Origin of the sequence: Acinetobacter sp. ME22 (genome assembly GCF_022012315.1) — a bacterium.
In the GTDB taxonomy this organism is placed as follows: domain Bacteria; phylum Pseudomonadota; class Gammaproteobacteria; order Pseudomonadales; family Moraxellaceae; genus Acinetobacter; species Acinetobacter brisouii_A.
The window spans coordinates 435,186-460,584 of the sequence record NZ_JAKLTL010000002.1 but is presented as its reverse complement, the minus strand read 5'-3'; the positions used below and the strand labels follow the sequence as shown (position 1 = coordinate 460,584).

Genomic DNA, 25,399 nt, shown 5'->3' with positions numbered 1-25,399 from the left:
TAGATGATTTCAGCCTATCAAGACTTAAAACAAATCTCTAAAAAGTATTGGCTGGCAAATAGACTTCACCTTTCATTAAAATACGAGCACTACGGCTCATAATCGCTTGCTGCATTTGCCAGACGCCATTGTGTTCGACCATTTCCGCACCAACAGTCAATGTTCCAGATGGATGACCAAAACAGACTTTATTGCCTGTTTTTGAGCTTCTCTTTTCATAAACAATCGTTCCGGGAACACAAGCTGCTGCTGCAATGGCAATCGCTGCCGTTCCCATCATGGCATGATGCAATTTCCCCATCGACATAGCACGTACCACAATATCAATCTGAGATGCATTGACAGTCTTTCCACTCGAACTCACATAATCTTGTGCCTGTGCTGCAAAAGCAATTTTAGGCGTATGCTGACGGGTTTCAGCTTCTGACAAATCAGTAATTAAGCCCATTTTGAGTGAAGCATATGCACGAATTTTTTCAAGTTTAGTAAGTGCTTGAGCATCACTATTAATTGCTTCTTGTAGTTCTGTACCTGTGTAACCCAAATCCTCAGCATGTAAAAAGACCGTTGGAATACCCGCCTGAATCATGGTGACTTCAAATGAGCCAACATCTGGAACATCAAGCTGTTCTTTGAGTTTTCCTGTCGGGAAAATGCCTGTCGTTGCTTCAGGGTCAACTGCTTCGCAAAATGCCAGTGCAATTTCTGCCGCAGGAAATGTCACACCATCCAGTTCAAAGTCACCCAATTCCTGAACTTGACCATCTACAATCGGCACATGAGCAATAATGGTTTGCTGAATATTGACCTGCCAAATCCGAACTGTACAAATGCCATTTTCAGGAATTCGACTGGCATCCACCAAACCTTGATGAATCGCATATGGCCCCACTGCCGCAGATAAATTGCCACAATTACCGCTCCAGTCGACAAAAGCTTGGTCTATAGCCACCTGTCCAAATAAATAATCGACATCATGCTCAGGCTGTTGGCTTTTGGCAACAATCACCGTTTTACTGGTACTGGAAGTTGCGCCCCCCATGCCATCAATTTGTTTTGCATAAGGGTCTGGGCTGCCGATCACACGTAATAAAATTTTATCGCGTGCTTCACCTGCCACTTGAGCTGCTTCGGGTAGATCCTTCAGGTTAAAGAACACGCCTTTACTGGTTCCACCACGCATATATGTTGCTGGAATTGTCATTTGTTTCTGAGCAGCCATTTCCTTATTTTCCTATCTTCTATATTGTAAAAATAACTCACCTTGCATGAGTCTAGACAATATTATGAAGTCAAATTGTCGACAATTCTATTCGACTATGGGGGAACTCGGTAAAAACCAGCCTTTTTTCAATATTATTTTTGCCATAAAAAAAGCCCAAGTTGATCATCAACTTAGACCTTTTTAAAGCAAGTAATCTTCAGTCAAATCATGCTTCTTCGTCATCTTCATAATCAAATAGATAACTCATACAGCCCCAACCGTCATAACGACCAGAGAATTGTTCAGCAATACGCCCCAACCATTCCTCTAAATCGACCAAGTCATCATGCTCTAAAATCATATTAATATGAATATTGAGCACCCATAAATGAATTTGATCTTCTTGCTGATCCTCTTGATATAATGAGATTTTTTGTTCTTGGTGCAGTAAATGTAGCGCACATTGATCGGCATGCTGCTGCTGTTCAAAGACAATGGTAAATTCAACCTCATAGGGTTCATTGAGGTCACTACCATCTTCAAACATTTGCCACAAGAGATTGCCATTGTCGTTGTCAGGAAATTGTTGATAATCGCGTGTCATTGTTGTGTCCTTATCGTGAGCTAGCTGTTGTTATAAAATACAGCTTAGCTCATTTTTATTGCAATTTTACGATATATTCAATAAAAAATATTGTCGACAATTTAACAATTTGATACATATTTAGCATCTAAAATGAGGCTGGTAAATCCAGTTCAATATTCTGACGAGTTAAAGGCTGCTGAAATGCTAGATACGAGGCATGCAATGCCATACGAGGCAAAGTAAATCTTTTAGGTTCAGGATGATACAGCTCATCGCCCATAATAGGATGCCCAATGTGTGCCATGTGCACACGCAGTTGATGTGAACGTCCTGTAATAGGTGTCAACTTAACACGACTGATATTGGTTTCAGCATTGTAGTTGATGCGTTCAAAAAGTGTTTTGGCTGTTTTACCAAACTCAAAGCTGACCATTTGTCTCGGACGATTTGGCCAATCGGTGATGAGAGGGACATCAACTGAACCTTGAGGCTGAATCTGCCCCTGTACCAAAGCAATATAGTGTTTTGTCACCTGACGTGCCTGAAACAATTTACTCATCGCTACTTCTGCATCGCGATGTTTAGCAAAAATCAGTAGGCCAGAGGTTGCCATGTCTAAACGATGTGTGACTTTAGCCTGCGGATATATTGCCAAAACGCGTAAATAAGCACTATCTTGATGCTCAGGCAAACGCCCCATAACCGAAAGTAAACCTGCTAATTTATGAATAATCAATAAATCAGCATCTTCATAAACAATATGTAAGGGATCTTGAGGTGGGCAATAAACAAATGAAGGATCGACAGGCATGGGGATTTTCACAAACGTGTACAGGTGGGCAACATAGCAATGCCCATATACCCTGTCAATATTATTATCTACGGCGATATAAATACAATTTCGACATTTGTTCTAAATCTAGACGGGTAAATGGACGATTTTGCTGACGAACTTGAGTCAAATAAGCGGCACATTGCGTATTTTGTTCGACCATATTGGCAATTTGTACTGCATATTCAGGATTGATTTCTGCATTGCACAACCTTCCAAACCGCGAAGCAAACATGGCGCTCAAAACAAAGACAATAAAACAACCCAATATTAATTTTGGTACAAGCACAAAAGGCAATTGGCGATATATCACTAAAATGGCCACTGCCAACAAAAATGCCACAACACAAAGAACTGCACAATAATTTCGACAGCGTGGCGCAAGCCGACACAGGCGAGGCAGATCGTTCGCCTGCAATAACCTTTGTGCAGGCATATATAAAATTCTAATGAGTGTTAAACACATAGCGACATCCTATCTAGTGTTTTTTATTCATTTCAGTCAACAAGTCCAATTGAATTTCTTGAATTTGTGCCAGTCGTTCCCATTGATGTGAAAGCAAATGATCTATTTTTTCATGTAAATGGCGAATTTCTAATTCCGCCTTGAGATTAATTTGATAGTCATGTTGAGAACGCAAGCGATCTTTGGCTTCTTGCCGATTTTGGCTCATCATAATGATGGGCGCTTGAATCGCGGCTAAACAGGACAATACTAAATTTAGCAAAATAAATGGATAAGGATCAATAGGATGAACGATAAAAACCACCGTATTCATCACAATCCAAATGATCAAAAAAAGCCCAAAAAGAATCAAAAATGACCAACTCCCTCCAAAACTGGCAATTTTATCGGCAAGCTTTTCACCAAATGTCCAATTTTGATCGAACTCCGTTTCAATGTTCTTACTGATCAATTCATGATACTGCATACTGCTAATGACCTCTCGCTCTAGATCGGTCAACTCGCCTTTTTCAGATCTCAGTAAAGAATGAACATATTGAATACGATAATGCGTTAAATCGGAATGGCAAATAAAACTCTTTGATGACCACTCAGGATAATCCTTACGGATTTCCGTTGTAATCACATCACGAATCGCATCACTTGGCACAAGTGCTTTTAAAGGAAATTGTTTTTTACATACCGCGCAATAATGAAGTGGAATTCGAGTATCCATAATATACTGATGTTTTTAATCTTATGCCCATCATGATAGCAAGATTTGACCGTTTTATGGCAAACATCCAACTCTCTGTATCTTATGGGTGTCCAACCATATAGAGTGCCAATAAAGGAACCAGATTAAATACAATCACCAAGATTTTATAAATCGCAATCCCTGCATAGTTAATCATGTCAAATTGATTATCTGACAAATGAAACCACTGTGTATGTACACGTTTTAAAAATGGTCGTGCAAATACCAACATCAAAAACCAAAAAATAAGAATAATGTAATTGATTAAAGTGGCGTATTGTAAAACGTGCCGTAGAAACTCATAACTCATGGTATCTCTCCGACAAGGTAGATACCATGAGCATAAACCGAAAGTTCCTAAAAATACAGACCACTTTTGAACAGAAAATTAACGATATATCTTAATTACTTAAATCAAAATGCCTTTAAAAATCTTAAGTTAATACGATTATCTTCTTTAAAGCCATTTTCAACCTTAATGTCACGTCCATATGCCACGATCAGTTGAGTTGTTGGTGTTGGGCTAATCCCTGTACCCAACCAAAATTTAGTTTGTTTCATGGCATCGGTGGTAATACCCGCCTGTTTAACATCACCCGCATTGCTATAGGAAATTCCTGCACGCAAATCGACTTTATCATTCAAGAAATAACGTGTATTGGTTTGTACCTGATAACCAATATTCTGCTTGATATCTCCACCCGCAGCATCGGTATTTTTACCATAAACTGTCATATCGGCAGAGACATCCCAAGCCAACTTTGGTGCTAGACGTGTGGTATAAGCAGCCTGAATATTCAATTTATAACGATTTTCCCCTAAGTTTAAAGCTTTACTTGATGAATACTCGCCTGTCGGTAAAAACAGATACGGGGTAATGCCAAAGGTTGAATGTGTGCTGGCATCATTATATAAAAAGAAAGTATTGGCTAAGATAATATCACCTAAGCCACTAGTTGAACCAAGATCGGAAATATCCTTACTGGCATCTAGGCGTCCAAATGGAATCAAGATTTGCGGGGCAATATGGATGCCTGCAACATCGGTATAATGCACATAACGTGCAATACCCACATCAGAGGTTAGATCATAATTCCCTGCAACCTTATCGCTTCCACTATAAAGTGCATCACGCGTGGCATGTTGATAATACAAAATGGCTAAATTGGTACCGCTTGGTGCATAGTCATAATCTCCAGCATCCAAATCTACAGCATGAACTTGACTTAAACTGAGAGAAACCGCGATAGCAACAAGGCTATTTTTTAAAAATTTCATATTCCAATCCTTTGAATAGCAAACTATTTTAGCCTTGCAGTGTCTAATCTTTAGACAAAAAATGGCTGTTTTCTAATCTACTGTTTTTCTTCTCAAAAAAAAGCCATGCGATAGTCGTAATGACTTTTTCTACTTTATACGATCCAACTATAAAATTTCATGATGCCATTATTTAGAAAAAAGAATAATTATTAGACTTTACCTGAAGATTAATTAGATTGACTAAAAATTAAACACAAATACAAACGATCATTGTTTTTCACTAGGCATTTTATAGGCTGATTTTGGTCAATATTTTTGTAACTGAGCTATGAATTAGCCATCAGACAATAATTTTTTAATCCAGTTATTTTTAAACAATAGAAATTTTTTGAAGATTTTGAAGATTTTGAAGATTTTGAAGATTTTGAAGATTTTGAAGATTTTGAAGATTTTGAAGATTTTGAAGATTTTGAAGATTTTGAAATCATAGAAATTTTTAGGGTGTCAGGGGAATAACTTCAACAACCATGACTTTGTAAGTGATGACCTTATGCCTATAAACTCTTGATTTATAGCGTCCTAAGCCGAATCGAGACCTTTTGGGTGAGTACACACTTGCGTTATACGCTTTGGTGCATGCTACTCTTTTCGATCCCCTTCACACCCTTGAGATATAGTTTAGGGAGTTCAGGGTGGGATTGTTTTTCTTAGTCAGAGATTTTTTGATTTATTTTGATAATTTTTACCGTAAATTTAAAAGATAAGGGAAAATATTTCTATATTATAAAAATTAATCGCATTTTAATTACAAAATTAGGGTCTATTTATCATTTTTTTACCATAATAAAATTAAGTTCCGATGCAAATGAGAACTAAAAGTACGACTTCGTCATGACCATTGACTGTGACTTTTCGATTGTTATGCCCAAATCACCATAATTGCTGCAACGATCACCAAAGCCAAACCTAAATGATCTGAACCTGCCAATTTTTCTTTAAAGAAAAATGCCGAAATCAACAAACTGAATAAAATTTCAATCTGTCCCAGCGTTTTCACAATCCCGACAGACTGCATACTCATGGCACTAAACCAGCCGAGCGATGCTAAAAAGCTACTGACACTCACTCGAAATGTCAGTCCAACCCGTTGCCACATGTTGTACAGGGTTTTTCGGCTAAAAATTCCCAGATACAACAGCATAATCACGCATTGAAAACTAATCAGACAGCACAGCACCCAAGCTGCTCGATGCAAAAAAGGCAGCATTGTCAGTTCTAGACTTGCCTGACGAACCAAGAGCGAAGTAATCGCAAAACATAAGCCACTCCCTAAACCAATCAATATAGTTTTGATGGAGAGTTCACGACGATGACTGCCTTTACTCAATAAAAAAACCGCGATTGCGCCAATTACAACACCCACCCAACCCCAAGCGCTGAGATGTTCATTTAAACAAATGACACCGATAATCGCGGCTAAAATTGCCTCACTTTTGGCAAGGCCAATCCCGATGGCATAATTTCTTTGCTGAAATAACTTCACCATTAGTGCAGTTGCATAAATTTGGCTAACCCCTGCGATTAAGATATAAACCCAAAACTGATGACTCAAATGAACTTGAGTGCTCATCGGATGCTGATGATATAGAAAAATCAGGTAGCTGATTGCAAAGACTGGAGAAAATAAGAATCTGGCAAGGGTTGTGCCATAAACATCTACCGTAGTGCTGAGCTGCTTTTGAAACGCATTGCGCCACGCCTGCATAAATGCAGCCATTACGGTAAATAAAATCCAAATCATGATAATCGGTTTAGGCTTCGTTTTACGATGTGGCTAATGTACGCTTTTTACAATGTTTTTTCGACTCTCATCTCAAAGACTTCTTGCATAAATCCTGATTACTGCACTTAATCCGCATTGAAAGATGTTTCAACTTTACTCAAGCAAAAAACAAAAGCGCTGTTGGAAACCATGAAAGAAACCGAAAGCTTCAAATGATATTTCTGCTCTAAAATTTAGCATTCAGATCAAGAATTAAATTTAAGATAAATATAATATTAGTGATTGCCACATAAGTTTAGTATTGTGATTTTTTCACGCTAAGATTTTATTTTTAAGCATTTTTCTCCCTTTTGTTATAAGGACATAACTATGGCACTCAGTGTATTTGATTTATTTAAAGTTGGTGTTGGGCCATCGAGTTCGCATACCGTAGGCCCAATGCGTGCTGCCCATATATTTCGTCAACATCTCGAAACCCAGCAACAGCTTTCTAGTGTAAATAAACTCAAAATACAGTTATTTGGCTCGCTGTCATCTACAGGGATTGGACATAGCACAGATAAAGCCACCATTTTAGGACTCATGGGATTTGAACCAGAAAGTATCGATACTCAACAGACTGAGAACTTACTCAAAACCGCATTAGAACAAAAAAATTTAAAGCTCTGTACTGAACACCAAGTTTCGTTTGATTATGCTCAAGATGTGATTTTTATTGATGAACCATTGGCTTACCACCCCAATGCCATGACCTTGACGGCATACGATGCACAAGGTCAGACAGTATATGAAAATACCTATTACTCCGTAGGTGGTGGTTTTATTGTGGATGAAAGCCAAACCCTACAAGGCAATGTTGTTGATGATACAACCGAAATTCCTTATCCATTTCGCACAACCAAACAATTATTGGCACTCTGCAAACAGCATAATTTAAGCGTCAGCCAACTGATGCTTGAAAATGAAAAAAGCTGGCGTAGTGAAGCTGAGATTCGCAGAAAAATTATGCATATTTGGCAGGTGATGCAAACCTGTATTCAAAATGGTCTACACAATGAAGGCATTCTTCCTGGTGGGCTGAATGTTAAACGCCGTGCCAAAAAAATTCATCAACAACTGATTCAAAAGAAAAATTCGAACCTGATTGATACGACTTTTACCGCAATGGAATGGGTGAACTTATTTGCACTGGCAGTCAATGAAGAAAATGCCGCAGGTGGTCGTGTGGTGACTGCACCGACTAACGGTGCAGCAGGCATTATTCCTGCGGTTTTGTATTATTACGTGACTTTTTCACAAGATTTGTCCGAAGATAAAATTGTACGTTTCTTCTTGAGTGCGGCAGCAGTCGGTATTTTATGTAAGTTACAGGCTTCTATTTCAGGTGCGGAAGTCGGCTGTCAGGGTGAAGTCGGTTCAGCCTGTTCAATGGCATCAGCAGGTCTAGCCGAAATTTTAGATGGCACACCTGCTCAAGTGGAACATGCTGCGGAAATCGGTCTGGAGCATAACTTAGGTTTAACCTGTGACCCTGTTGGAGGCTTAGTCCAAATTCCATGTATCGAACGCAATGCAATTGCAGCGGTGAAAGCCATTAATGCGGCACAAATGGCACTCCATGATGATGGTGAGCATTTTATTTCGCTCGATAAAGTGATTCAGACTATGAAAGAAACTGGCAAGGATATGTCGGAGAAATATAAGGAAACCTCGAAAGGTGGTTTAGCCGTCAATGCGATTGAGTGTTGATGGTTGCTCGCCTCATTCTATTTAAAATGTAAGCATTTAGATTTACTGTAATAAAAACCTAAAAAAGCGAGTGATTTCCCACTCGCTTTTTTAATAGATTCAATCTTTAATCATCACTTCAACGGCGAAATTGCTGTTGGCAAAGCAATCATCGATTGCATTTCATGTGTCAACCACTGTGGCCCACCTTTTGGTGGCCAGATTCCATCTGCTACGGCTTTAGCACGTACTTCAGAGCGCTGATTCAAAGAAGCATACGGCCAGATACTCACAATACGTGGCGTGCCATCCAGTGCATACATTGCTACAGTCAATTTTGAATATTCGGTTCGTGTTGGCACGGCATTTTTCCATGCCTCAAGAACATGTGGTACGCCACCATGTTTTAACTCATAGGTTCGAATTTCATACACGGGACCAAATTCTCCAAGTTCAACCTCAGGCAAGAAGTCAAAACCTGCAAAGTTTTCAACCGAATAACGAATGATATTTTCAGCCGCACCAAATAACTGCTCTTGCGCTGCTAAACGTGCATTCTCAGTATCTAGCTCAGATTGGGAAGCATAACTGCGTAGTACCACCACTTGGTTTAATTGACCAATATCCGAAAAAAATACCCCCAAGAGCCGACCTTGTGCAGCAGCATCCTGATAAAAACTCTGAATGCCTTGCGCAACAGCAGCCGTTGTTCCCATTTTAATGGTGATATTGATAAGTTGATAAAGTTTCATGCGGATCTCCGTTGTTGCATGTTTGATATTGGTTGTTCGACAAGTTTTCCTGCGGCAAATTGAGCAATTCGCCACGCAAAGACCATGGCTGGGCCAAGCGTTGTTCCTGGACCAGGATATGTGCCTTTAAAAATTGAACTGAGATCATTTCCACAGGCAAATAACCCAGAAATGACATGATTATTGTGGTCGAGAACCCGACCATAAATATCTCCAGCCAAACCGCCACTGCTGGCGCAGTCCATCGGGGTCACGGCTAATGCGTAAAAAGGCCCTTGTTCGACTTTGCCCAAACACGGATTTGGCTTCACTTCTGGGTCACCGTTAAAGCGGTTCATAACCCCAGTCCCCTTGCCAAAATCGGTGTCTTCGCCTTGCTCTACTAAATGATTAAAACGCTGAACGGTATCCACCAGACCTTGGGGTTGAATGCCGACTTTTTTTGCCAGTTCGTCGAGTGTATTGGCTGAATATAGATAGTTATTTTTTAAGTAATAATTGAGCTGTTTTGCACCAGGTAGAACAAGACCCAGACCGTATTTTTGTATCGCAGTATGATCACAGATTAAATAAGACTGGATTTTATCTTTGCCCTGATTTGTGCGGATTTGCGCCATACAAAAATCATGATAGGAGTCGGATTCATTGACAAAGCGCTTGCCATCGTCATTGACAGCGATCACACCTGGTTTGGCTCGATCTAAAATGATATGTGGCCAAATGGCTTTGTAGCCATTGGCGTGGGTATGAATCGAGCAAGGAAAATACAGTACACTACTGTCTACAGACGGGTCGAGTTTTGCACCTGCTGCCATCGCCTGTGTCAAGCCATCACCTGTATTTGACGTTGGTGATAAAGAATCTTTCAGCATGGCTTTAGGAAATAACTGCTCACGGAGCTGTGCATTCCAGCCGACACCACCTGTTGCCAGTACCACCCCCTGACGCGTGCGAATGGTTTGCAGCCCCTGCTCAGTCTGGATTTTTGCGCCGACCACTTTGCCATTTTCCAGTAGCAGTTCTTGCAACGGTGAATTAAACCAGACAGGCACATGCTGCTGTTTTAAATTATAAAACAGGCTACCCACCAAGGCATTCCCCATGACCAAACGTGTCCCGCGTGAAAAGCGTAGACGTGACAGAAAATATGGCAGCACCACTTTAAAAGTCGTCATCAGGTTTTGCAGGCTACTCAGCGGATTCAGTAAGGCATTCAGTTCACTGCGGTTAACCATCATCCCGCCTAAGCCCATAAATTCAGGACGTGGTGGGCGGACATACTGAAAGTCTCCCCCCAAAACCCTACCATCGAATTCAGCAGGTGCTAAAGCTCGTCCACCCAATGCTTCACCTGGCTGATTTTTAATGTAATCTGGATGTGCCAGACAAGCATTCAGTTTGACTGTGGTTTTCTCATCAAGTTCACGAATCATGTCGGCACTAGATGCTAAAAATGCTTCGCGTAATTCTTCGCCACCGCGATTTCCAACCACGGACTGTAGAAAAATACGCGCCTGTTCTACATCATCAGGTACGCCTGCCTGTACGCTCAGATGCGACCCCGGTGCCCAAACTGTGCCTCCCGAGGTTGCCGATGTGCCGCCCACTTGCCCTGCCTTTTCACAGAGCAGCACTTCCAATCCATTTAATTTGGCAAACAGCGCAGCCGACATGCCTGCCGCACCACCACCAATCACCAATAAATCAACCTGTTTATCCATTTTGATTTCTCCTTAAATCTGTTGCTATGACACTTCCAATGGAGCAGCAGCCTGAGCGTGTTCTACAATTTTCTTCGCTGCCAAATAGCCAAAAGTCATGGCTGGCCCTAAGGTAATTCCGCCACTTGGATATTGCCCACCCATAATGCTGTTCAGGTCATTGCCCGCAGCATATAAGCCCTCAATGGGTTGTCGGGTTTGTTTGTGCAGCACACGTGCAGATTCATCCGTGATTAATCCAGCAAACGTCCCCAGACTGCCGGGTACCACTTCCACCGCATAAAATGGCCCGCTCTCAATCGGAGCAATACAAGGATTTGGTTTGTAATCAGCATCGCCTTGTGCTTTTTGGTACGGTGTTGTGCCACGTTGAAATTCAGGGTCTTGCCCATTTCGGGCATGCAGATTGTATTGCGCTACGGTTTGCTGGAATTGCACAGGATCAATCCCACATGCATTTGCTAGCACTTGTAAATTCTCACCACACTTCAAATAACCGTTATCCAGCCAGCTTTGCATGGAAATCGGAAATGGTTTGACCGCCCCCAAGCCATAACGGCGGATAAATTGATGATCACAGATTAACCAGCAATGTGCCTGCTCACCTGATGCAGTCTGCTGAAACAAACTTTTGATAAAGGCTGGATAAGAATCGCCTTCATTGGTAAAACGGCGCCCATTGGCTAAAACGGCGATCAGCCCTGGCTTGCCACGTTCGACCAGATGTGGAAATCGTCCTAAGGTTCCATCTAAACGTGGTATGAGAGAAACAGGTGCCCATGCACCCGACCACGGCAAATGCTGTTCAACTTCCGCACCGATGGCTTCGGCAGCATTTAAGCCATCGCCAGTATTGGTTTCAGGTGCTGCCGAGTGATGTGGTGTACCTTCTGCCACATGCTTAAATAGACTGCGTTTGCGCTGTTCATCATGCGGAAAACCACCCGTTGCCAAAACCACACCATGCTTGGCCGTGATTTTGACGATACCTGTCGGGGTGGCAAAGTATGCACCCGTCACCCGACCATTCACACAAACCAGTTCAGTCATGGCATGGTTTGCCAAAAGCTCGACCTGTTGATCAAATGCTGACTTGAGTAAACGTGCCACCAGTGCATTGCCGTTCACAATCTGGGTTGAACGCTTTCTGAGAATCAGATCAATAAAATGTCGTAATACACGTTTGGTTGCATAAACAAAGGAAGAAATGGCACTAAAAGTATTAATGAAGTGCTTCATGTCAGCGCCCGAAGCAATTCCCATTCCCCACAAAGTGGTTTCAGGAATCGCTGGACGCAACACATGCAAATGCTGACCTAGCAGACGACCATCATACGGTGCAGCCACTATTGAACGCCACCCAACACGTGACCCTGATACATCAAAGAAATCAGGCACTGCACGACCGATCTCGAATTTCACCTCCGTGTTTTTTTCGAAGAACTCGACCATTTTCGGTGCTTGAGTGAGATAAGTATGAATTTTGATTTCATCATACTGTTCACCCAAAACATTCTTTAAATATTGCTTGGGTGCAGCAATCGGTTCAGCCTGTCCTTTACGCTCAGCATGTGGCGTATTAGGAATCCATAACCAGCCCCCCGAAACGGCTGAGGTACCACCAAACACACTGGCTTTTTCCGCCACAATCACTTTCAGCCCGTCATGTGCAGCCGTAACCGCACTAGACAGCCCGCCCGCTCCCGAACCAATGACCAGCACATCACATTCGTATTGTTTGCGGATCGGGAGCAATGGCATTTGCAATGAGTATTGGGTTGTCGCATTCATAAGAGTTACCCCGCAACAGCGTCCTGCTGGGCTTGCGCAACAAGTTGCTGTATGGCATTAAAATTGATTTGCGCACGTTCCAGTGCAGGTCGTGCTGCCAAAGCCTGATTTGGTACTTCCGCAGCGAACATTAAGTTCTCAGGCAAGGCGCGAATTAGCCCTACCAGATCAAGCTCACCCTGACCTGGCACCAAACGATTGCCTCGGGCAATCTTAATCAGCCCTTCATCACTCGGATCATACTCAGCCAGTGCATCACAGAGCTGGACATAGTTCAGACGTGCTGGACTCAGCGCTTTCACCTGTTCAAGCGTTGAATCGGAACGGGCAAAATGCAGCGCATCAATCAAAACCGCAGCATTGTCCTGTCCCGATGCCGACACGATTTGCTCGGCTTGCGCCAAGTTTTTGACATGAGTCCACGGCATAAATTCCAGATCACAACTCAAACCATAGCGTTTGCTCAGTTCGCAAAATTCGGCAAAGTGTTGAATCAGGCGCTCCTGCTCAGGGTCATTGCCTGCCACTAAAATATGTTGAGCGCCAAGCTGCTGTGCCACGTCTAAAAATTGCAGATATTTTTTTGAATCAAAGTCTGGTGTGATTCGTACAATTTCAACATCTACCACGCGCACCCCTGTATCCTTCAAGACTGCACGGGTTTCGCGAATCAGTTGACTCTGGGTCAATATCGGATAGTCAGCTTCATTGGGTGCCGCAGGCAGCAGGCGTAAGCCCACTGCTGCATAGCCACACTGTGCTGCAATCTTGACGGCTTCTACAGGGCTAACATCTGCCACTGTCAAAAAAGAGAGTGAGTATTCACGCGGCATCCTGTTGCTCCTGTTCACTTTTCAGTAAGTACGCCACCATCAGGTCACGTACCTGCATAAACATGTCTGTCCCCTTCACTGCGGTACAACCCAAAGCTTCAGCCTGCTGAATAAACGGCGTATTTTCGGGTTTAGTCACCACATCTGCCACCGACATGCTGGCAGCCAGTTTGTCTAACTGAAATGCTGCTGATGGATCACCATTCATTCCCATCGGGGTTGCATTCACCACGACATCAAAACCTGTCGGGTCGTTGTCATGTGCTGTTACTTTGCCTTTACCCAATTGTTGCAACTGCTCGACCAGTTGTTGTTGACGGGTTTGATCGACATCAAAAATTGCCAGTTCAGCCACATCTGCAAGCAGCAGTTCATAAGCAATGGCTTTACCTGCGCCCCCTGCACCCGCCAAAATGGCACGCTTATCTTTCAGTTCAATTGACTGGTTACGAATCGCCTGCACCATACCTTTACCATCGAGCATGTCTCCCTCCCAACCCTCTTCACAGCGACGAATGGTGTTGACAGCTCCAATAAACTGCGCACGTGGCGTGAGTTTCTGACAACAACTCAAAGCTGAAATCTTGTGTGGCACAGTCACAATCAGTCCATCGGTATTGTTCAAATACAGGTTTTGCTGAACAAAACTGGCAAAATGTTGAGGGGCAACATCGGCAGGGGCAACCAGTGCATTCAAGCCTTTTTTTGACAGTTCCATAGTCACACCTTCAGGTGATTTCACTTGTACAATCGGGTGTCCGACCACAAAATAGAGACGAGTTGAGCCGTTCAATTGAATATCCATTATTCAATCTCCTTGAAAATCTTAGACTTAGAAAATTTTAGATTTGAACTTTATTCAGTTCTTGTTGACGCATTTTTTTAGGTGAATATGCCAGTTTCATAATGCACAGGGCGAGAATAATACCGACAGTAGGCAAACATAAAATCAGGAAAATTTTACTGGCTGCCCAACCTAAACTGAGAAAATAAGCCCCCGCAAAAGCACTGCCCACAGCACCCAAGCGTCCGATACCGTGCATCCAGCTATTACCTGTTGCACGGGCAAATACTGGATAGAAAGAACTTGAAACGCTGTTCATGCCTGCATTCGCACCATTCATCCACATCCCAATGAAAAAGCACATCGTGCTGTACAGCATAAAGTTATGTCCCACTTCACCCACAAACACCATGAAAATCACAGCCAGTCCATAAGAAATGGCTAAACCAAAGTGCGGGCTGATCTTATCCATGACATAACCGCACACAATACATCCCACAGGCCCACCGAGTTGGTAAATGGCAGTAATCACAGATGCTTCACTGATGCTAAAACCAAATTCGTGACTCATCATCGGCAACCAACTACCAAGCAAGTAAACAACGAACAGACCCGATGCATAGCTCCACCACAGTAAAAAGCTACCGAGTAAGTAAAATGGGCTGAGTACGGTTTTAACAGGGTTATCTACGGTATCTGTTTTAGGTTGCGGTAAAACAAAGACCTTATTGCTGGTATCAAAATCTGGTGCAATCTGATGAATAATGGCATCAATTTCTGCTTTCGGATGGTGCTTGAGAACTTTATAACCAATGGATTCTGGCAATTTGAAAACTGCAATCGTTGCCAAAATTAAAGGTAAAATCCCACCAATAATCATCATGGCATGCCAGCTAAAATGTGGAATCACCCATGCCGCAAGGAAGCCACCAATTGCCGCACCAATGGTAAAACCACTCAAAATAATCGTCACTAAACGGGCATTCACTTTCATGGATGAGTAATCCGTTACCAAAGTCACGGCTTGAGGCATTACACCCCCCATAAACAGGCCAGCGATAAAACGATAGATCATCAACTCATTGACATGGCTCGAAAGCGCAGCCAGTAAAGTAAATATTCCAAAACCAACCAAGTTGGTAATCAGCAGTTTTTTACGTCCAAATTTATCTGCAAGAGGGCCTGAGACCACTGCACCGACAGCCAGACCAATCAATGCCGCACTCATTACAGGAGCAAGGTCACTGGTCGTGATGCCCCATTCATGTTTGAGTACAGGAGCAACAAAGCCCATCACTGAAATATCAATACCATCGACAATGATGATCATTAAACATAGAAAAATAACTAATCTTTGCAGCGGAGAAATCCGATTTTCATCGATAAACTCCCTTAAATTCACCTGTTGAGTCATGCACTTACTCCCTTGAGTGTCACCAGTAAAAATATGCGTTTTCCATCGCACGACTGGTTTTGTTGTTTTCATTCAGGTTATGAATTTTTAAAGCCAAGAAACCACCTTTTCTTGACGAATCGATTTACCTCATTTGCATTTCGGATAAAATCTACAGGTACTATAATTGGTTTTATTCATTTTTGGAACACTGTTCCAAAAAATAATATTAGGATTTTTATGCTCAGCAATAACGATCGTTCTTTACTCATCCTTGAAGCGTTATTAAAAGAAGTGCATGGACGTGCGCTCAGTGATCTTTCGGTTGAACTGGATATTCCCAAATCTGCCATGCATCGCATTCTGACTGCGATGAAAGACATGGGTTATATCTACCAAGACGAAGTTTCACAGCACTACAAACTCACCCTTAAAATTGCCTCAATGGGCTTGAGCTACCTGTCTTCTCGCTCAATTACTGAAACCTTCCAGCCTTATCTCAACGAACTTGCAGAAACCTCGTCTGAGTTGGTGCGTTTAGGTCTGATTGAAGATGAAAAAATTATCTGGATTGGCAAAGCTCAAGGCGCAAAGTCTGGTCTGAAATACGACCCTGATTCGGGCAATGTAGCCTATTTGCCAGCTTCTGCCTGTGGTTTAGCCTATCTATCTGCACTTGAAGCGGAAGATTTCTCGCGGCTAGTTGAACGTGAAGGTTTTGAAAAAGCCAAAAGCTTCGGGCCGAACACGCCTAAAAACCTTGCTGAACTTGAGCAGATGGTACAAGCCTCACGACAACGCGGTTATGGTCTGATTAATGACACCTATGAACTTGGTATGTCTTCAATGGCGAGAATTGTTCTCAACCCTCAAACAGGCAAACCTTTTGCCACGGTCAGTATTGCAGGCCCTTCTGTGCGCTTAAATGCCAAACGTATTGAAGAACTTGCACCTGCTCTCATCAACACTGCAAACCACATCGCCTCGATTATTAACCTGATCCATATCTAATTATTTTCTCCCTCATTTGACCTTCTTCCTTTAGAGCAAGAAGGTCGTTCATCCTTTTTATATCTTTCGTCCCTGTTTCTCCCAATTTACTTGTGACAAGCCAATAATGGCTCAAGCTTCAATTTGATTTGATAAACCAACCAGATAATCGTAACCATCAACACCACCGCAATGAACAATAGCGTCTGTACCAACCCGACATATTCAATGAGATAACTGGAAAATATCACGGGCCAGATCGTGCCCTGATAAGCAATAAACAGAAAACTGGAAAAGATCAGCGGATTTTTCTCACGGTCGATTATTTTGCCCATAAAATAATAAGCTGCACTGAGTGAGAAGCCGTGCCCAATTCCTGTCAATAAAATACTCAGCAGCAAAAACCACACATTGTGCCCAATTTCCGCCATCACCAAACTGACTGTACCCATCATTAGTGCAGCCAGACCCCAGTACAACACATTGATTTCTTTGTATGATTTACACCAAACCTGACTCAAGACCGAGACAAATAAAATGATAGAAATCGATACACCTGTTAGGGTTGCAGATGAGCGAATAGGCAATTCGTGTATAAATGTCCCTGCCAATGCCGCATATAAACTAAATGCCGCAAAGCTACAGAGCGCAGTAATACTACATATCAAAAACAGTTTGCTTGATGCTGTTTGAGGTAAAACCAAACCTTCAACTTTGAATAAATCCGCTATCTTCTGCTGACGTGGTAAGATTGTTTTTGGTCGAACCCAAAACACACTGACTAAAACCACAACCGAAAACAGCGCAATAATTCGATATGGGTCGACCAAAGGCTGTGACGTATGATCAGCCAATACACCACCAAGCAACGGCCCTAAAGCAAAACCTAAAATGGTAATCATTGAAGTCAGTTTTTCTGACAGCATGCGGTTTTTAAAAGGATACTGATCTTTCAAGCCCACCATGGCCGCTGTGGTAATCAACCCAGATGAAATCCCAATCAGAAATCGGGAAATGCCTAACAGCCAAACTGACCCAGCGGAAGCAGATAAAAATAGACCAACGATGCTCAAGCCAAGGCTAAACACAATAATTTGCTTATAGCTATAAATTGCATTGAGCTTGTTTAAAAACAGCAGCGAAAACACCACGCCAAGCATGTAAGCAATAAATACATAACCGACTTGTGAGGTGCTAATCTCCCATGTGCGTTCATAAAGAGCATATAACGGGCTTGCCAGTGCGGTGCTTAATGCCGCAAGACATAACGCTAGACTGATAATGGCATATTGCACACTGGATTTTGGTGTTTGCATTGGCTTAACCAAAAATGACTTTTAGGTCGATTTTAGTAAAAAGTGACCCCTAGGTCAATTTATGTTAGGCTATTTCGGTTAAGACGATGGTTGAATAAAGTATGGAAAAACCAAGAACACGCGGCCCAAGCATTGAAAAAACACAGGAAACTCGTCATAAAATTCTCGAAGCCGCATTGCACCACTTTATTCAAGAAGGGTTTGCCCGTAGCAAGATTTCCGAGATCGCCAAGCGTGCAGAACTTGGCAAAGGTACAATTTATTCTTACTTTGAAACCAAAGAGCAGCTTTTTGAAGGTGTGATTGATGCCTTTCTGAATGAGTCTTTTCGCCCGATCAAAGCGCATGAAATTCAAGATCATGAGACTGTTTATGATTTTATTTGCAGGCAAATCGTCCCGAGTGTTTTAACGCTAGAGTCGACAGGTCGTGCTGACATGGCGTTGTTAATTTTACGTGAAGGTCAAAATTTTCCGAGTATTCTCAATACTTACTGTCAGAAAATCTTTTTCCCGATTCAGCATGAATTACAACAGTTGGTTGAACTTGCCATTTCGCGAAATGAATTGCCTGCACAAACTTCTGCAAAACAGTTTGCTTTGTTGATTGTTAGCCCGATGTGGACAGGTATGATTCACAACCGAATTTTAAATCCGAATGATGTGCTAGAACTGGACTGTTTATTTAAAGATAACTTAAAGCTCTTATTTAATGCCGATCATTAAAGACATGCGATAGAAACAACCTTCACACTTTTCGGCATATAAAACCTTATAAGCTCAAATGTAAAAAGCCCGATTGATGAATCGGGCTTTATGTTTAAAAACAGAAGGTAACTGTTTTTAATGTTGTGTAGCCTTAAGCAATTTTATCGTTAAATTGGGTGCCTAGGCATTTGGTACACGGAGGTAAACGATCTGTACCAATTTCTAAGTAAGCGCGATGTCCGCATTGGACACAAAAATAGAAGCCTGTTCCAGGTTGAGAGCCAGCAATAACCATTTTTGTTCTCCATAGGTTTTAGAAATGGTGATCAAAGTATAGGCAAAACAAAAAACCTGTCTATACATTATTTTAAATATAAATGAGCATATAATTTGAATAAATGATTAAAAATGGAAGTTTCACCAAATTTTCTTGTTTTATTTTTAATATTACTTTTATTTTTCAATATCTTGAATTTTTATTTTTGCTTTTCTTTGTTGCGAAATTTGCAATTAAGAGTTTTGTAACTCAGCCTAAAGTCTTAAATTTTGATACAAATAAGCCCCGTGAGGTTGGGGCTTCGTGATTAAATGATAAACTTTTTTAAGTTTATCATTTTGCAATTTAAAAATGATTAAGTAACTATAAAAGAAGTCTATTATCAATCAATTAAAGTTCCAAAGATAACAAGAGACTTCTTTCATAAATCAAAAAACATATAAATTTTAGATTAACAATCATTCCACAATGTTTCAGACTTTCAATCATAATCATCCCATAAAATATTTAGTCTTAATTCAAAATAAAGGATACGATATCTAAGTCTTGCTTAGCATGACTATTTTTCAATAGAGAAGCCTGAAATTTAAGAAAACCTAACTGTTCAACAATTCCATCAACTATATTAGATTTTTTAATTAATTCAAAAACATATGGGTCAATTCTATTTAAGTTTTCTAAATCTATATCTCCATTTTTTCTGATATGCTCTATCAGTTGTTCTTCAAAATATTTTGCATCATTACTACGAGCTTTTTTATTACAGGAGTATATTTTATAATTTTCTTGATAAACTCCTCTCACTAGACTACAAAAAACATTATATTTTTCTACTCCACCAACCCCAAAAACTATTAATTCTTCATTATCATCCTCATCATAATGTACAGAAATAGATGAATACATTTTTTGCAAGATGATAAGCTCATAATTTTTATAGCCTAAAATACTATCAATATCAGAAACTATCTTTTCAGTTTTTGGAATAATCCATTCTTTCTCCAATAAAGATGGATTTATATCATTGACCATATTAATAACATTATCTTGCCTACTTATATTAAATATTTTCTCAAACAAATCATACTTCCTAGTACTAGATCTATTTACTAAAAATAGTGCTGAGAAATACTCCTGAAAAGATCTATGAGTGAAATTAAATCCCAATCCATCTCTTTGCAAGATACAAACAGAACCAATTAAATCACTTAAAAAATCTTCAGATTGGGTTGATGCACTTGAAATTAATATAGAGTTATCTAAATATTTTTTTATCTGATTTTCTTCAAAATAGTACAATTTATCACAATAGCTAAGTATACAAAAAGCTTCTAAACAACGCTTAAAGTCATCTAATGGTAAGCCGCAAAATGATTTTCTTTTATACATGCTTTTTAATGAATCATGTTTATTAAATAAAGTTAAAAAAGCCTGCTCATAAAACAAATGTAATTTATTTGGTATTTCTGCTATTTGTTCATAAGTTAACAGCATCATAGTCAGCAACAAAGGGTTGGAAGCAAAACTTCTATGAGAGTCATATAGCCTGTTATCTAATTCTTTTAAAAAAGACTGTTTGACCTGCCTATCATAATCTAATCTATTAATAAGACTTAAAGCTTTGTTTTTATCCAACTCCAGAATTGTATATTGGTAAAACTCTTCCCATGAAGTAAATCTAGTATCAAACCTGCTAGAGATTAATATTCTAATCCCATGATAATTATTCGACAAATTTAGTATTTCTCTTTCTACATCCTCTCGATCTTCTCTATTGATCTCATCAAAACCATCTAAAATAGCTAAAACTTTTCCTAACTTAAGTGCATAGTCCAATTGTTCTTTATTGAAAGATGGATTTATAGCTATCATTGAATTCAATATAAAATTATATATTGATTTATCAGGCTGATTATTTAGATGCCTTAACTCTATAAAAATTGGAAAAATTCCAATTGGCTTTTCAATTAGCTCAATAAAAAGACTTTTACAAAATGTAGATTTTCCACTTCCAGCACCACCTTGAATTATTAATCTCTTATTTACTTCTATTTCATTTATAAATTGACTCTCTTCTACTACTTTTTTCTGAATTTTAAGATCAGTTCTGATATAAAAATCTTTTATGTTTACTGGTTTTTCTCTATACAAAAGAGTTTTTATCTTTGAGTATCTTTCATAATTTCGTTCCAAATATCCTGAAAAACATAAATTTAGTGAAACCTGAATTTTATTATTAGCATCTTTAGTGAGTTTATTTAAGCCATTCAATATTGGTACAGTAAATTGCTTAATCAATTCAGAAACAAGATTTTGAATTATTTCGTCTTGCATATTATTCTCAAGTATAAAAGCCCTATCAAAAGATAGGGCTTTTCTCAAACAATTTCAAACACTTTTAATTAAGCAGTCAATGGCTCTTTCTACTCTTGACCTTCCAAAAAGTCCTGAGCAAAACGCTGCAACACACCACCTGCATCATACACAGACACTTCTTCTTCGGTATCTAAACGGCAAGTCACAGGCACTTCCACAACTTCATTTTGCCCATCTGCCGTTGAACGCTCAATCACCAAGGTCAAGTCAGAACGTGGCGCAATACGACCAATCACGCTGTATAGCTCAGTACCATCGAGCTTCAAAGTATTGCGGTTTACACCTGCTTTAAACTGCAATGGCAACACGCCCATACCCACCAAGTTAGTACGGTGAATACGCTCAAAACCTTCCGCCACAATCGCTTCAACACCCGCAAGTCGTACACCTTTAGCAGCCCAGTCACGGCTAGAACCTTGACCATAGTCCGCCCCTGCGATGATGATCAACGGTTGCTTACGGTTCATGTAAGTTTCAATCGCTTCCCACATCCGCATCACTTCACCTTCAGGCTCAACACGTGCTTTCGAACCTTGTTTCACCGTACCGTCAGAACGGCGTACCATTTCATTAAACAGTTTCGGGTTGGCAAATGTCGCTCGTTGCGCCGTTAAGTGATCGCCACGGTGGGTTGCGTATGAGTTAAAGTCTTCTTCAGGCACACCCATTTTGTGCAGATATTCGCCTGCCGCAGAGTCCATCAAAATCGCATTGGATGGTGATAAATGGTCTGTGGTAATGTTATCGCCCAAAATTGCCAACGGACGCATATTTGCCAAAGTCCGTGGTGCAGCCAAAGCACCTTCCCAGTACGGCGGACGGCGAATGTAGGTACTTTTCGGACGCCAGTCATAAAGCGGGCTTTTGGCTTGCTCAACTTCGCCCAAGTCAAACATTGGAATGTAGACTTTACGGAATTGTTCAGGCTTCACCGCTTCTTTAACCAGTGCATCAATTTCAGCATCACTTGGCCAAATATCTTTCAGGTAAATTGGATTACCGTCTTTGTCTGTGCCCAGTGCATCTTTTTCGATGTCAAAACGCATGGTCCCTGCAATTGCATACGCCACAACAAGCGGTGGAGATGCCAAGAATGCCTGTTTTGCATATGGGTGAATACGACCATCGAAGTTACGGTTACCCGAAAGTACTGCTGTGGCATACAAGTCACGGTCTATAATTTCTTGCTGAATCTTCGGATCAAGAGCACCCGACATACCGTTACAAGTGGTACACGCATACGCCACAATACCAAAACCGAGCTTTTCAAGATCGTGCAATACGCCTGCTTCTTCTAAATACAACGCAGCCGCTTTAGAACCTGGGGCAAAAGACGATTTCACCCACGGTTTACGGGTTAAACCCAATTCATTGGCTTTACGTGCTAACAAACCTGCGGCAACTGTATTGCGTGGGTTTGAAGTATTGGTACATGAGGTAATCGCTGCAATGATGATTGCACCATCAGGCATTAAACCATCGGTACGCTGTTCAACCACACCCGCAATGCCTTTTTCTTTCAAATCAGCGGTAGAAACACGTGCATGCGGATTCGATGGCCCTGCAATATTACGCGTCACTTTCGACAAGTCAAAACGTAAAACACGTGGATATTCGGCTTGTTTCAAACTGCTTGACCATAAACCGACATGTTTGGCATAGGTTTCAACCAATTCAACTTGAGCATCTTCACGACCAGTCAGGCGTAAGTAATCAATGGTATTTTGGTCGATATAGAACATGGCTGCGGTTGCACCATATTCAGGAGTCATGTTGGAAATCGTGGCACGATCTCCCACTGACATGCTGTCTGCACCTTCACCGAAAAATTCGAGATAGCCACCAACCACACGTTCTTTACGCAAGAATTCCGTCAAGGCAAGCACGATGTCCGTCGCAGTAATGCCTGCTTGACGTTGACCTGTTAGCTCAACCCCAATAATGTCGGGCAGACGCATCCAAGAAGCGCGACCCAACATCACGTTTTCAGCTTCCAAGCCACCGACACCGACCGAAATCACACCTAAAGCATCGGTATGTGGTGTATGCGAATCTGTACCGACACAAGTATCTGGAAATGCCACGCCGTCACGCACTTGGATTACTGGTGACATTTTTTCCAAGTTGATCTGATGCATGATGCCGTTGCCCGCAGGAATCACATCGACATTTTTAAAGGCAGTTTTTGTCCACTCAATAAAGTGAAAACGGTCTTCATTACGACGGTCTTCCACCGCACGGTTTTTGGCAAATGCATCTGGGTCAAAACCGCCATATTCCACAGCTAAAGAGTGATCGACAATGAGCTGAGTCGGCACGACTGGATTGACTTTAGATGGGTCACCGCCTTTATCAGCAATCGCATCACGCAGACCTGCAAGGTCAACCAGTGCGGTTTGACCTAAAATGTCATGACAAACCACGCGCGCAGGAAACCAAGGAAAATCCAGATCCTGACGGCGTTCAATCAATTGTGTTAAGTATGCAGTTAAGTTTTCTGCATCTGCGCGACGAACCAACTGTTCTGCCAACACTTTAGAGGTATATGGCAATGTCGCATAAGCACCAGGCTGAATATCTTCAACGGCTTGGCGTACATCATAGTAAGCTAATGATGTGCCTGGCAATGTCTTACGATATTGGCTATTCATTAAACACGCTCTGCTAATGGTTTAAATTCGAGGTTTTCAGGACCTGTGTAGTTCGCGCTTGGACGGATAATTTTGCCGTCTTGACGCTGTTCAATCACGTGTGCTGACCAACCTGCGGTACGCGCAATCACGAATAATGGCGTGAACATTGCTGTTGGAACACCCATCAAGTGGTAGCTCACCGCGCTGAACCAGTCGAGGTTCGGGAACATGTTTTTCACTTCTTTCATCACGGCTTCTAAACGTTCCGCAATCAAATACATTTTTTTGTTTTCTTGAGCATCTGCCAATTCAAGCGCCACTTGCTTGATCACTTCGTTACGTGGGTCAGCAATGGTGTAAACAGGGTGACCAAAACCAATCACCACTTCTTTGTTTTCAACACGTTTACGAATATCGGCTTCAGCTTCATCGGCAGAGTTGTAACGCTGTTGAATCACAAAGGCGACTTCGTTTGCACCACCGTGTTTTGGCCCACGCAATGCACCAATCGCACCTGAAATCGTCGAGTAAATGTCTGAGCCTGTGCCTGCAATCACACGCGAGGTAAATGTCGATGCATTAAATTCATGCTCAGCATACAAAATCAAAGAGGTATGCATGGCTTGAATCCACTGCTCACACGGCTTTTCACCATGCAATAAGTGCAGGAAGTGCGCGCCAATCGAGTCATCATCGGTTTCCACTTCAATGCGTTTGCCGTTATGACTAAAGTGATACCAATACAGCAACATTGAACCCAAACTCGCCATGAGTTTGTCAGCAATATCGCGTGCACCTGCATAGTTGTGGTCTTCATGTTCTGGCGTTAAACAACCAAGCACTGAAACACCTGTACGCATCACATCCATCGGGTGCGCCGACGGTGGCAATTGTTCCAAAGCAGTTTTTAAACCTGCTGGCAAACCACGCAATGCCTTGAGCTTGGCTTTATAAGCACTCAATTCCGCAGTATTTGGCAGTTTGCCATGCACCAGTAAATACGCAACTTCTTCAAACTGGCAATGTACCGCCAAGTCTAAAATGTCATAACCACGGTAATGCAAGTCATTTCCGCTACGTCCTACCGTACATAGCGCGGTGGTGCCAGCGACTTGACCGCTGAGCGCCACTGATTTTTTTGGTTTAAATTCTGTTTTTTCAACTTGTGTATTCATGACAGTTTCCTTTTGTCTGTTTGATCTTGTTGTAAAAATTAGGGGGTCAATTTGAG

At 41.4% G+C, this 25,399-nt stretch carries 22 protein-coding genes; 3 read left to right on the top strand and 19 right to left on the bottom strand.

What is annotated here, in order from left to right; all coding sequences use genetic code 11:
* Positions 1 to 37: 37 nt before the first annotated feature.
* From prpF to LVY74_RS04855, 8 genes are all read right to left on the bottom strand, one after another.
* A complete protein-coding gene (prpF, locus tag LVY74_RS04890; protein ID WP_237814073.1) occupies positions 38 to 1,222 on the bottom strand; it encodes a 2-methylaconitate cis-trans isomerase PrpF in 1,185 nt (394 codons plus the stop codon).
* Between the two features lie 208 nt (positions 1,223 to 1,430).
* Positions 1,431 to 1,808, bottom strand: a complete 378-nt coding sequence (locus tag LVY74_RS04885; RefSeq protein WP_237814072.1) for a ribonuclease E inhibitor RraB — start codon at positions 1,806 to 1,808, stop codon at positions 1,431 to 1,433.
* Between the two features lie 127 nt (positions 1,809 to 1,935).
* Positions 1,936 to 2,601, bottom strand: coding sequence for a pseudouridine synthase (locus LVY74_RS04880; RefSeq protein WP_237814071.1), 666 nt, complete (start codon positions 2,599 to 2,601; stop codon positions 1,936 to 1,938).
* 64 nt (positions 2,602 to 2,665) lie between these two features.
* On the bottom strand, positions 2,666 to 3,088 hold the full coding sequence (locus LVY74_RS04875; RefSeq protein ID WP_237814070.1) for a hypothetical protein: 423 nt from the start codon (positions 3,086 to 3,088) through the stop codon (positions 2,666 to 2,668).
* A 13-nt stretch (positions 3,089 to 3,101) separates the two neighbouring features.
* On the bottom strand, positions 3,102 to 3,803 hold the full coding sequence (locus tag LVY74_RS04870; RefSeq protein ID WP_237814069.1) for a DUF1003 domain-containing protein: 702 nt from the start codon (positions 3,801 to 3,803) through the stop codon (positions 3,102 to 3,104).
* A gap of 82 nt (positions 3,804 to 3,885) precedes the next feature.
* Positions 3,886 to 4,134, bottom strand: coding sequence for a DUF6868 family protein (locus tag LVY74_RS04865; protein ID WP_237814068.1), 249 nt, complete (start codon positions 4,132 to 4,134; stop codon positions 3,886 to 3,888).
* Between the two features lie 104 nt (positions 4,135 to 4,238).
* Positions 4,239 to 5,102, bottom strand: coding sequence for a transporter (locus tag LVY74_RS04860; RefSeq protein WP_237814067.1), 864 nt, complete (start codon positions 5,100 to 5,102; stop codon positions 4,239 to 4,241).
* Between the two features lie 901 nt (positions 5,103 to 6,003).
* Positions 6,004 to 6,891, bottom strand: a complete 888-nt coding sequence (locus tag LVY74_RS04855) for a DMT family transporter (RefSeq protein WP_237814111.1) — start codon at positions 6,889 to 6,891, stop codon at positions 6,004 to 6,006.
* Positions 6,892 to 7,236: 345 nt separating this feature from the next.
* On the opposite strand from LVY74_RS04855, the gene LVY74_RS04850 reads away from it, so the two are divergent.
* Positions 7,237 to 8,616 (top strand): L-serine ammonia-lyase, encoded by a 1,380-nt coding sequence (locus tag LVY74_RS04850; protein WP_237814066.1) that lies wholly within the window; start codon positions 7,237 to 7,239, stop codon positions 8,614 to 8,616.
* A gap of 113 nt (positions 8,617 to 8,729) precedes the next feature.
* Here LVY74_RS04850 and LVY74_RS04845 read toward each other — a convergent pair whose 3' ends face one another.
* From LVY74_RS04845 to LVY74_RS04820, 6 genes are read right to left on the bottom strand one after another with little or no spacing between them, the layout of a single operon-like run.
* Positions 8,730 to 9,347 carry an NIPSNAP family protein gene (locus tag LVY74_RS04845; RefSeq protein WP_237814065.1) on the bottom strand — a complete coding sequence of 206 codons (618 nt, stop codon included), beginning with the start codon at positions 9,345 to 9,347 and terminating at the stop codon, positions 8,730 to 8,732.
* Positions 9,344 to 11,068, bottom strand: a complete 1,725-nt coding sequence (locus LVY74_RS04840; protein WP_237814064.1) for an FAD-dependent oxidoreductase — start codon at positions 11,066 to 11,068, stop codon at positions 9,344 to 9,346. The genes LVY74_RS04845 and LVY74_RS04840 overlap by 4 nt, the downstream gene beginning before the upstream one ends.
* Before the next feature lie 24 nt (positions 11,069 to 11,092).
* Positions 11,093 to 12,859: an FAD-dependent oxidoreductase gene (locus tag LVY74_RS04835; protein WP_237814063.1), complete on the bottom strand. Its 1,767-nt coding sequence runs from the start codon at positions 12,857 to 12,859 to the stop codon at positions 11,093 to 11,095.
* 5 nt (positions 12,860 to 12,864) lie between these two features.
* Positions 12,865 to 13,692 (bottom strand): sugar phosphate isomerase/epimerase family protein, encoded by an 828-nt coding sequence (locus LVY74_RS04830; protein ID WP_237814062.1) that lies wholly within the window; start codon positions 13,690 to 13,692, stop codon positions 12,865 to 12,867.
* Positions 13,682 to 14,497, bottom strand: coding sequence for a shikimate dehydrogenase family protein (locus tag LVY74_RS04825; RefSeq protein ID WP_237814061.1), 816 nt, complete (start codon positions 14,495 to 14,497; stop codon positions 13,682 to 13,684). Before LVY74_RS04825 ends, LVY74_RS04830 begins: the two co-directional genes overlap by 11 nt.
* Positions 14,498 to 14,534: 37 nt before the next feature.
* Positions 14,535 to 15,890, bottom strand: a complete 1,356-nt coding sequence (locus tag LVY74_RS04820) for an MFS transporter (protein WP_237814060.1) — start codon at positions 15,888 to 15,890, stop codon at positions 14,535 to 14,537.
* 219 nt (positions 15,891 to 16,109) lie between these two features.
* On the opposite strand from LVY74_RS04820, the gene LVY74_RS04815 reads away from it, so the two are divergent.
* Positions 16,110 to 16,880 carry an IclR family transcriptional regulator gene (locus tag LVY74_RS04815; RefSeq protein ID WP_237814059.1) on the top strand — a complete coding sequence of 257 codons (771 nt, stop codon included), beginning with the start codon at positions 16,110 to 16,112 and terminating at the stop codon, positions 16,878 to 16,880.
* Positions 16,881 to 16,966: 86 nt separating this feature from the next.
* Here the strand turns inward: LVY74_RS04815 and LVY74_RS04810 are convergent, their stop codons facing one another.
* Positions 16,967 to 18,175, bottom strand: a complete 1,209-nt coding sequence (locus tag LVY74_RS04810; protein ID WP_237814058.1) for an MFS transporter — start codon at positions 18,173 to 18,175, stop codon at positions 16,967 to 16,969.
* Between the two features lie 101 nt (positions 18,176 to 18,276).
* On the opposite strand from LVY74_RS04810, the gene LVY74_RS04805 reads away from it, so the two are divergent.
* On the top strand, positions 18,277 to 18,900 hold the full coding sequence (locus tag LVY74_RS04805) for a TetR/AcrR family transcriptional regulator (protein WP_237814057.1): 624 nt from the start codon (positions 18,277 to 18,279) through the stop codon (positions 18,898 to 18,900).
* Positions 18,901 to 19,033: 133 nt separating this feature from the next.
* Here the strand turns inward: LVY74_RS04805 and LVY74_RS04800 are convergent, their stop codons facing one another.
* The 4 genes from LVY74_RS04800 to prpC form a co-directional block, all read right to left on the bottom strand.
* Positions 19,034 to 19,177 carry a zinc ribbon-containing protein gene (locus LVY74_RS04800; protein WP_151711057.1) on the bottom strand — a complete coding sequence of 48 codons (144 nt, stop codon included), beginning with the start codon at positions 19,175 to 19,177 and terminating at the stop codon, positions 19,034 to 19,036.
* Positions 19,178 to 19,672: 495 nt separating this feature from the next.
* Positions 19,673 to 21,493, bottom strand: a complete 1,821-nt coding sequence (locus LVY74_RS04795; RefSeq protein ID WP_237814056.1) for an NACHT domain-containing protein — start codon at positions 21,491 to 21,493, stop codon at positions 19,673 to 19,675.
* Between the two features lie 89 nt (positions 21,494 to 21,582).
* Positions 21,583 to 24,186, bottom strand: coding sequence for a Fe/S-dependent 2-methylisocitrate dehydratase AcnD (gene acnD, locus LVY74_RS04790; RefSeq protein ID WP_237814055.1), 2,604 nt, complete (start codon positions 24,184 to 24,186; stop codon positions 21,583 to 21,585).
* Positions 24,186 to 25,343: a bifunctional 2-methylcitrate synthase/citrate synthase gene (gene prpC / locus LVY74_RS04785; protein ID WP_237814054.1), complete on the bottom strand. Its 1,158-nt coding sequence runs from the start codon at positions 25,341 to 25,343 to the stop codon at positions 24,186 to 24,188. Before prpC ends, acnD begins: the two co-directional genes overlap by 1 nt.
* Positions 25,344 to 25,399 lie beyond the last annotated feature (56 nt).

Bases quoted from the DNA above. Each gene is read 5' to 3' on its own strand.
- prpF (WP_237814073.1), bottom strand. From the start codon at position 1,222: ATGGCTGCTCAGAAACAAATGACAATTCCAGCAACATATATGCGTGGT.
- LVY74_RS04880 (WP_237814071.1), bottom strand. From the start codon at position 2,601: ATGCCTGTCGATCCTTCATTTGTTTATTGCCCACCTCAAGATCCCTTA.
- LVY74_RS04835 (WP_237814063.1), bottom strand. From the start codon at position 12,859: ATGAATGCGACAACCCAATACTCATTGCAAATGCCATTGCTCCCGATC.
- LVY74_RS04865 (WP_237814068.1), bottom strand. From the start codon at position 4,134: ATGAGTTATGAGTTTCTACGGCACGTTTTACAATACGCCACTTTAATC.
- acnD (WP_237814055.1), bottom strand. From the start codon at position 24,186: ATGAATAGCCAATATCGTAAGACATTGCCAGGCACATCATTAGCTTAC.
- LVY74_RS04845 (WP_237814065.1), bottom strand. From the start codon at position 9,347: ATGAAACTTTATCAACTTATCAATATCACCATTAAAATGGGAACAACG.
- LVY74_RS04795 (WP_237814056.1), bottom strand. From the start codon at position 21,493: ATGCAAGACGAAATAATTCAAAATCTTGTTTCTGAATTGATTAAGCAA.
- prpC (WP_237814054.1), bottom strand. From the start codon at position 25,343: ATGAATACACAAGTTGAAAAAACAGAATTTAAACCAAAAAAATCAGTG.
- LVY74_RS04875 (WP_237814070.1), bottom strand. From the start codon at position 3,088: ATGTGTTTAACACTCATTAGAATTTTATATATGCCTGCACAAAGGTTA.
- LVY74_RS04815 (WP_237814059.1), top strand. From the start codon at position 16,110: ATGCTCAGCAATAACGATCGTTCTTTACTCATCCTTGAAGCGTTATTA.
- LVY74_RS04870 (WP_237814069.1), bottom strand. From the start codon at position 3,803: ATGGATACTCGAATTCCACTTCATTATTGCGCGGTATGTAAAAAACAA.
- LVY74_RS04860 (WP_237814067.1), bottom strand. From the start codon at position 5,102: ATGAAATTTTTAAAAAATAGCCTTGTTGCTATCGCGGTTTCTCTCAGT.
- LVY74_RS04810 (WP_237814058.1), bottom strand. From the start codon at position 18,175: ATGCAAACACCAAAATCCAGTGTGCAATATGCCATTATCAGTCTAGCG.
- LVY74_RS04830 (WP_237814062.1), bottom strand. From the start codon at position 13,692: ATGCCGCGTGAATACTCACTCTCTTTTTTGACAGTGGCAGATGTTAGC.
- LVY74_RS04885 (WP_237814072.1), bottom strand. From the start codon at position 1,808: ATGACACGCGATTATCAACAATTTCCTGACAACGACAATGGCAATCTC.
- LVY74_RS04805 (WP_237814057.1), top strand. From the start codon at position 18,277: ATGGAAAAACCAAGAACACGCGGCCCAAGCATTGAAAAAACACAGGAA.
- LVY74_RS04825 (WP_237814061.1), bottom strand. From the start codon at position 14,497: ATGGATATTCAATTGAACGGCTCAACTCGTCTCTATTTTGTGGTCGGA.
- LVY74_RS04800 (WP_151711057.1), bottom strand. From the start codon at position 19,177: ATGGTTATTGCTGGCTCTCAACCTGGAACAGGCTTCTATTTTTGTGTC.
- LVY74_RS04840 (WP_237814064.1), bottom strand. From the start codon at position 11,068: ATGGATAAACAGGTTGATTTATTGGTGATTGGTGGTGGTGCGGCAGGC.
- LVY74_RS04850 (WP_237814066.1), top strand. From the start codon at position 7,237: ATGGCACTCAGTGTATTTGATTTATTTAAAGTTGGTGTTGGGCCATCG.
- LVY74_RS04820 (WP_237814060.1), bottom strand. From the start codon at position 15,890: ATGACTCAACAGGTGAATTTAAGGGAGTTTATCGATGAAAATCGGATT.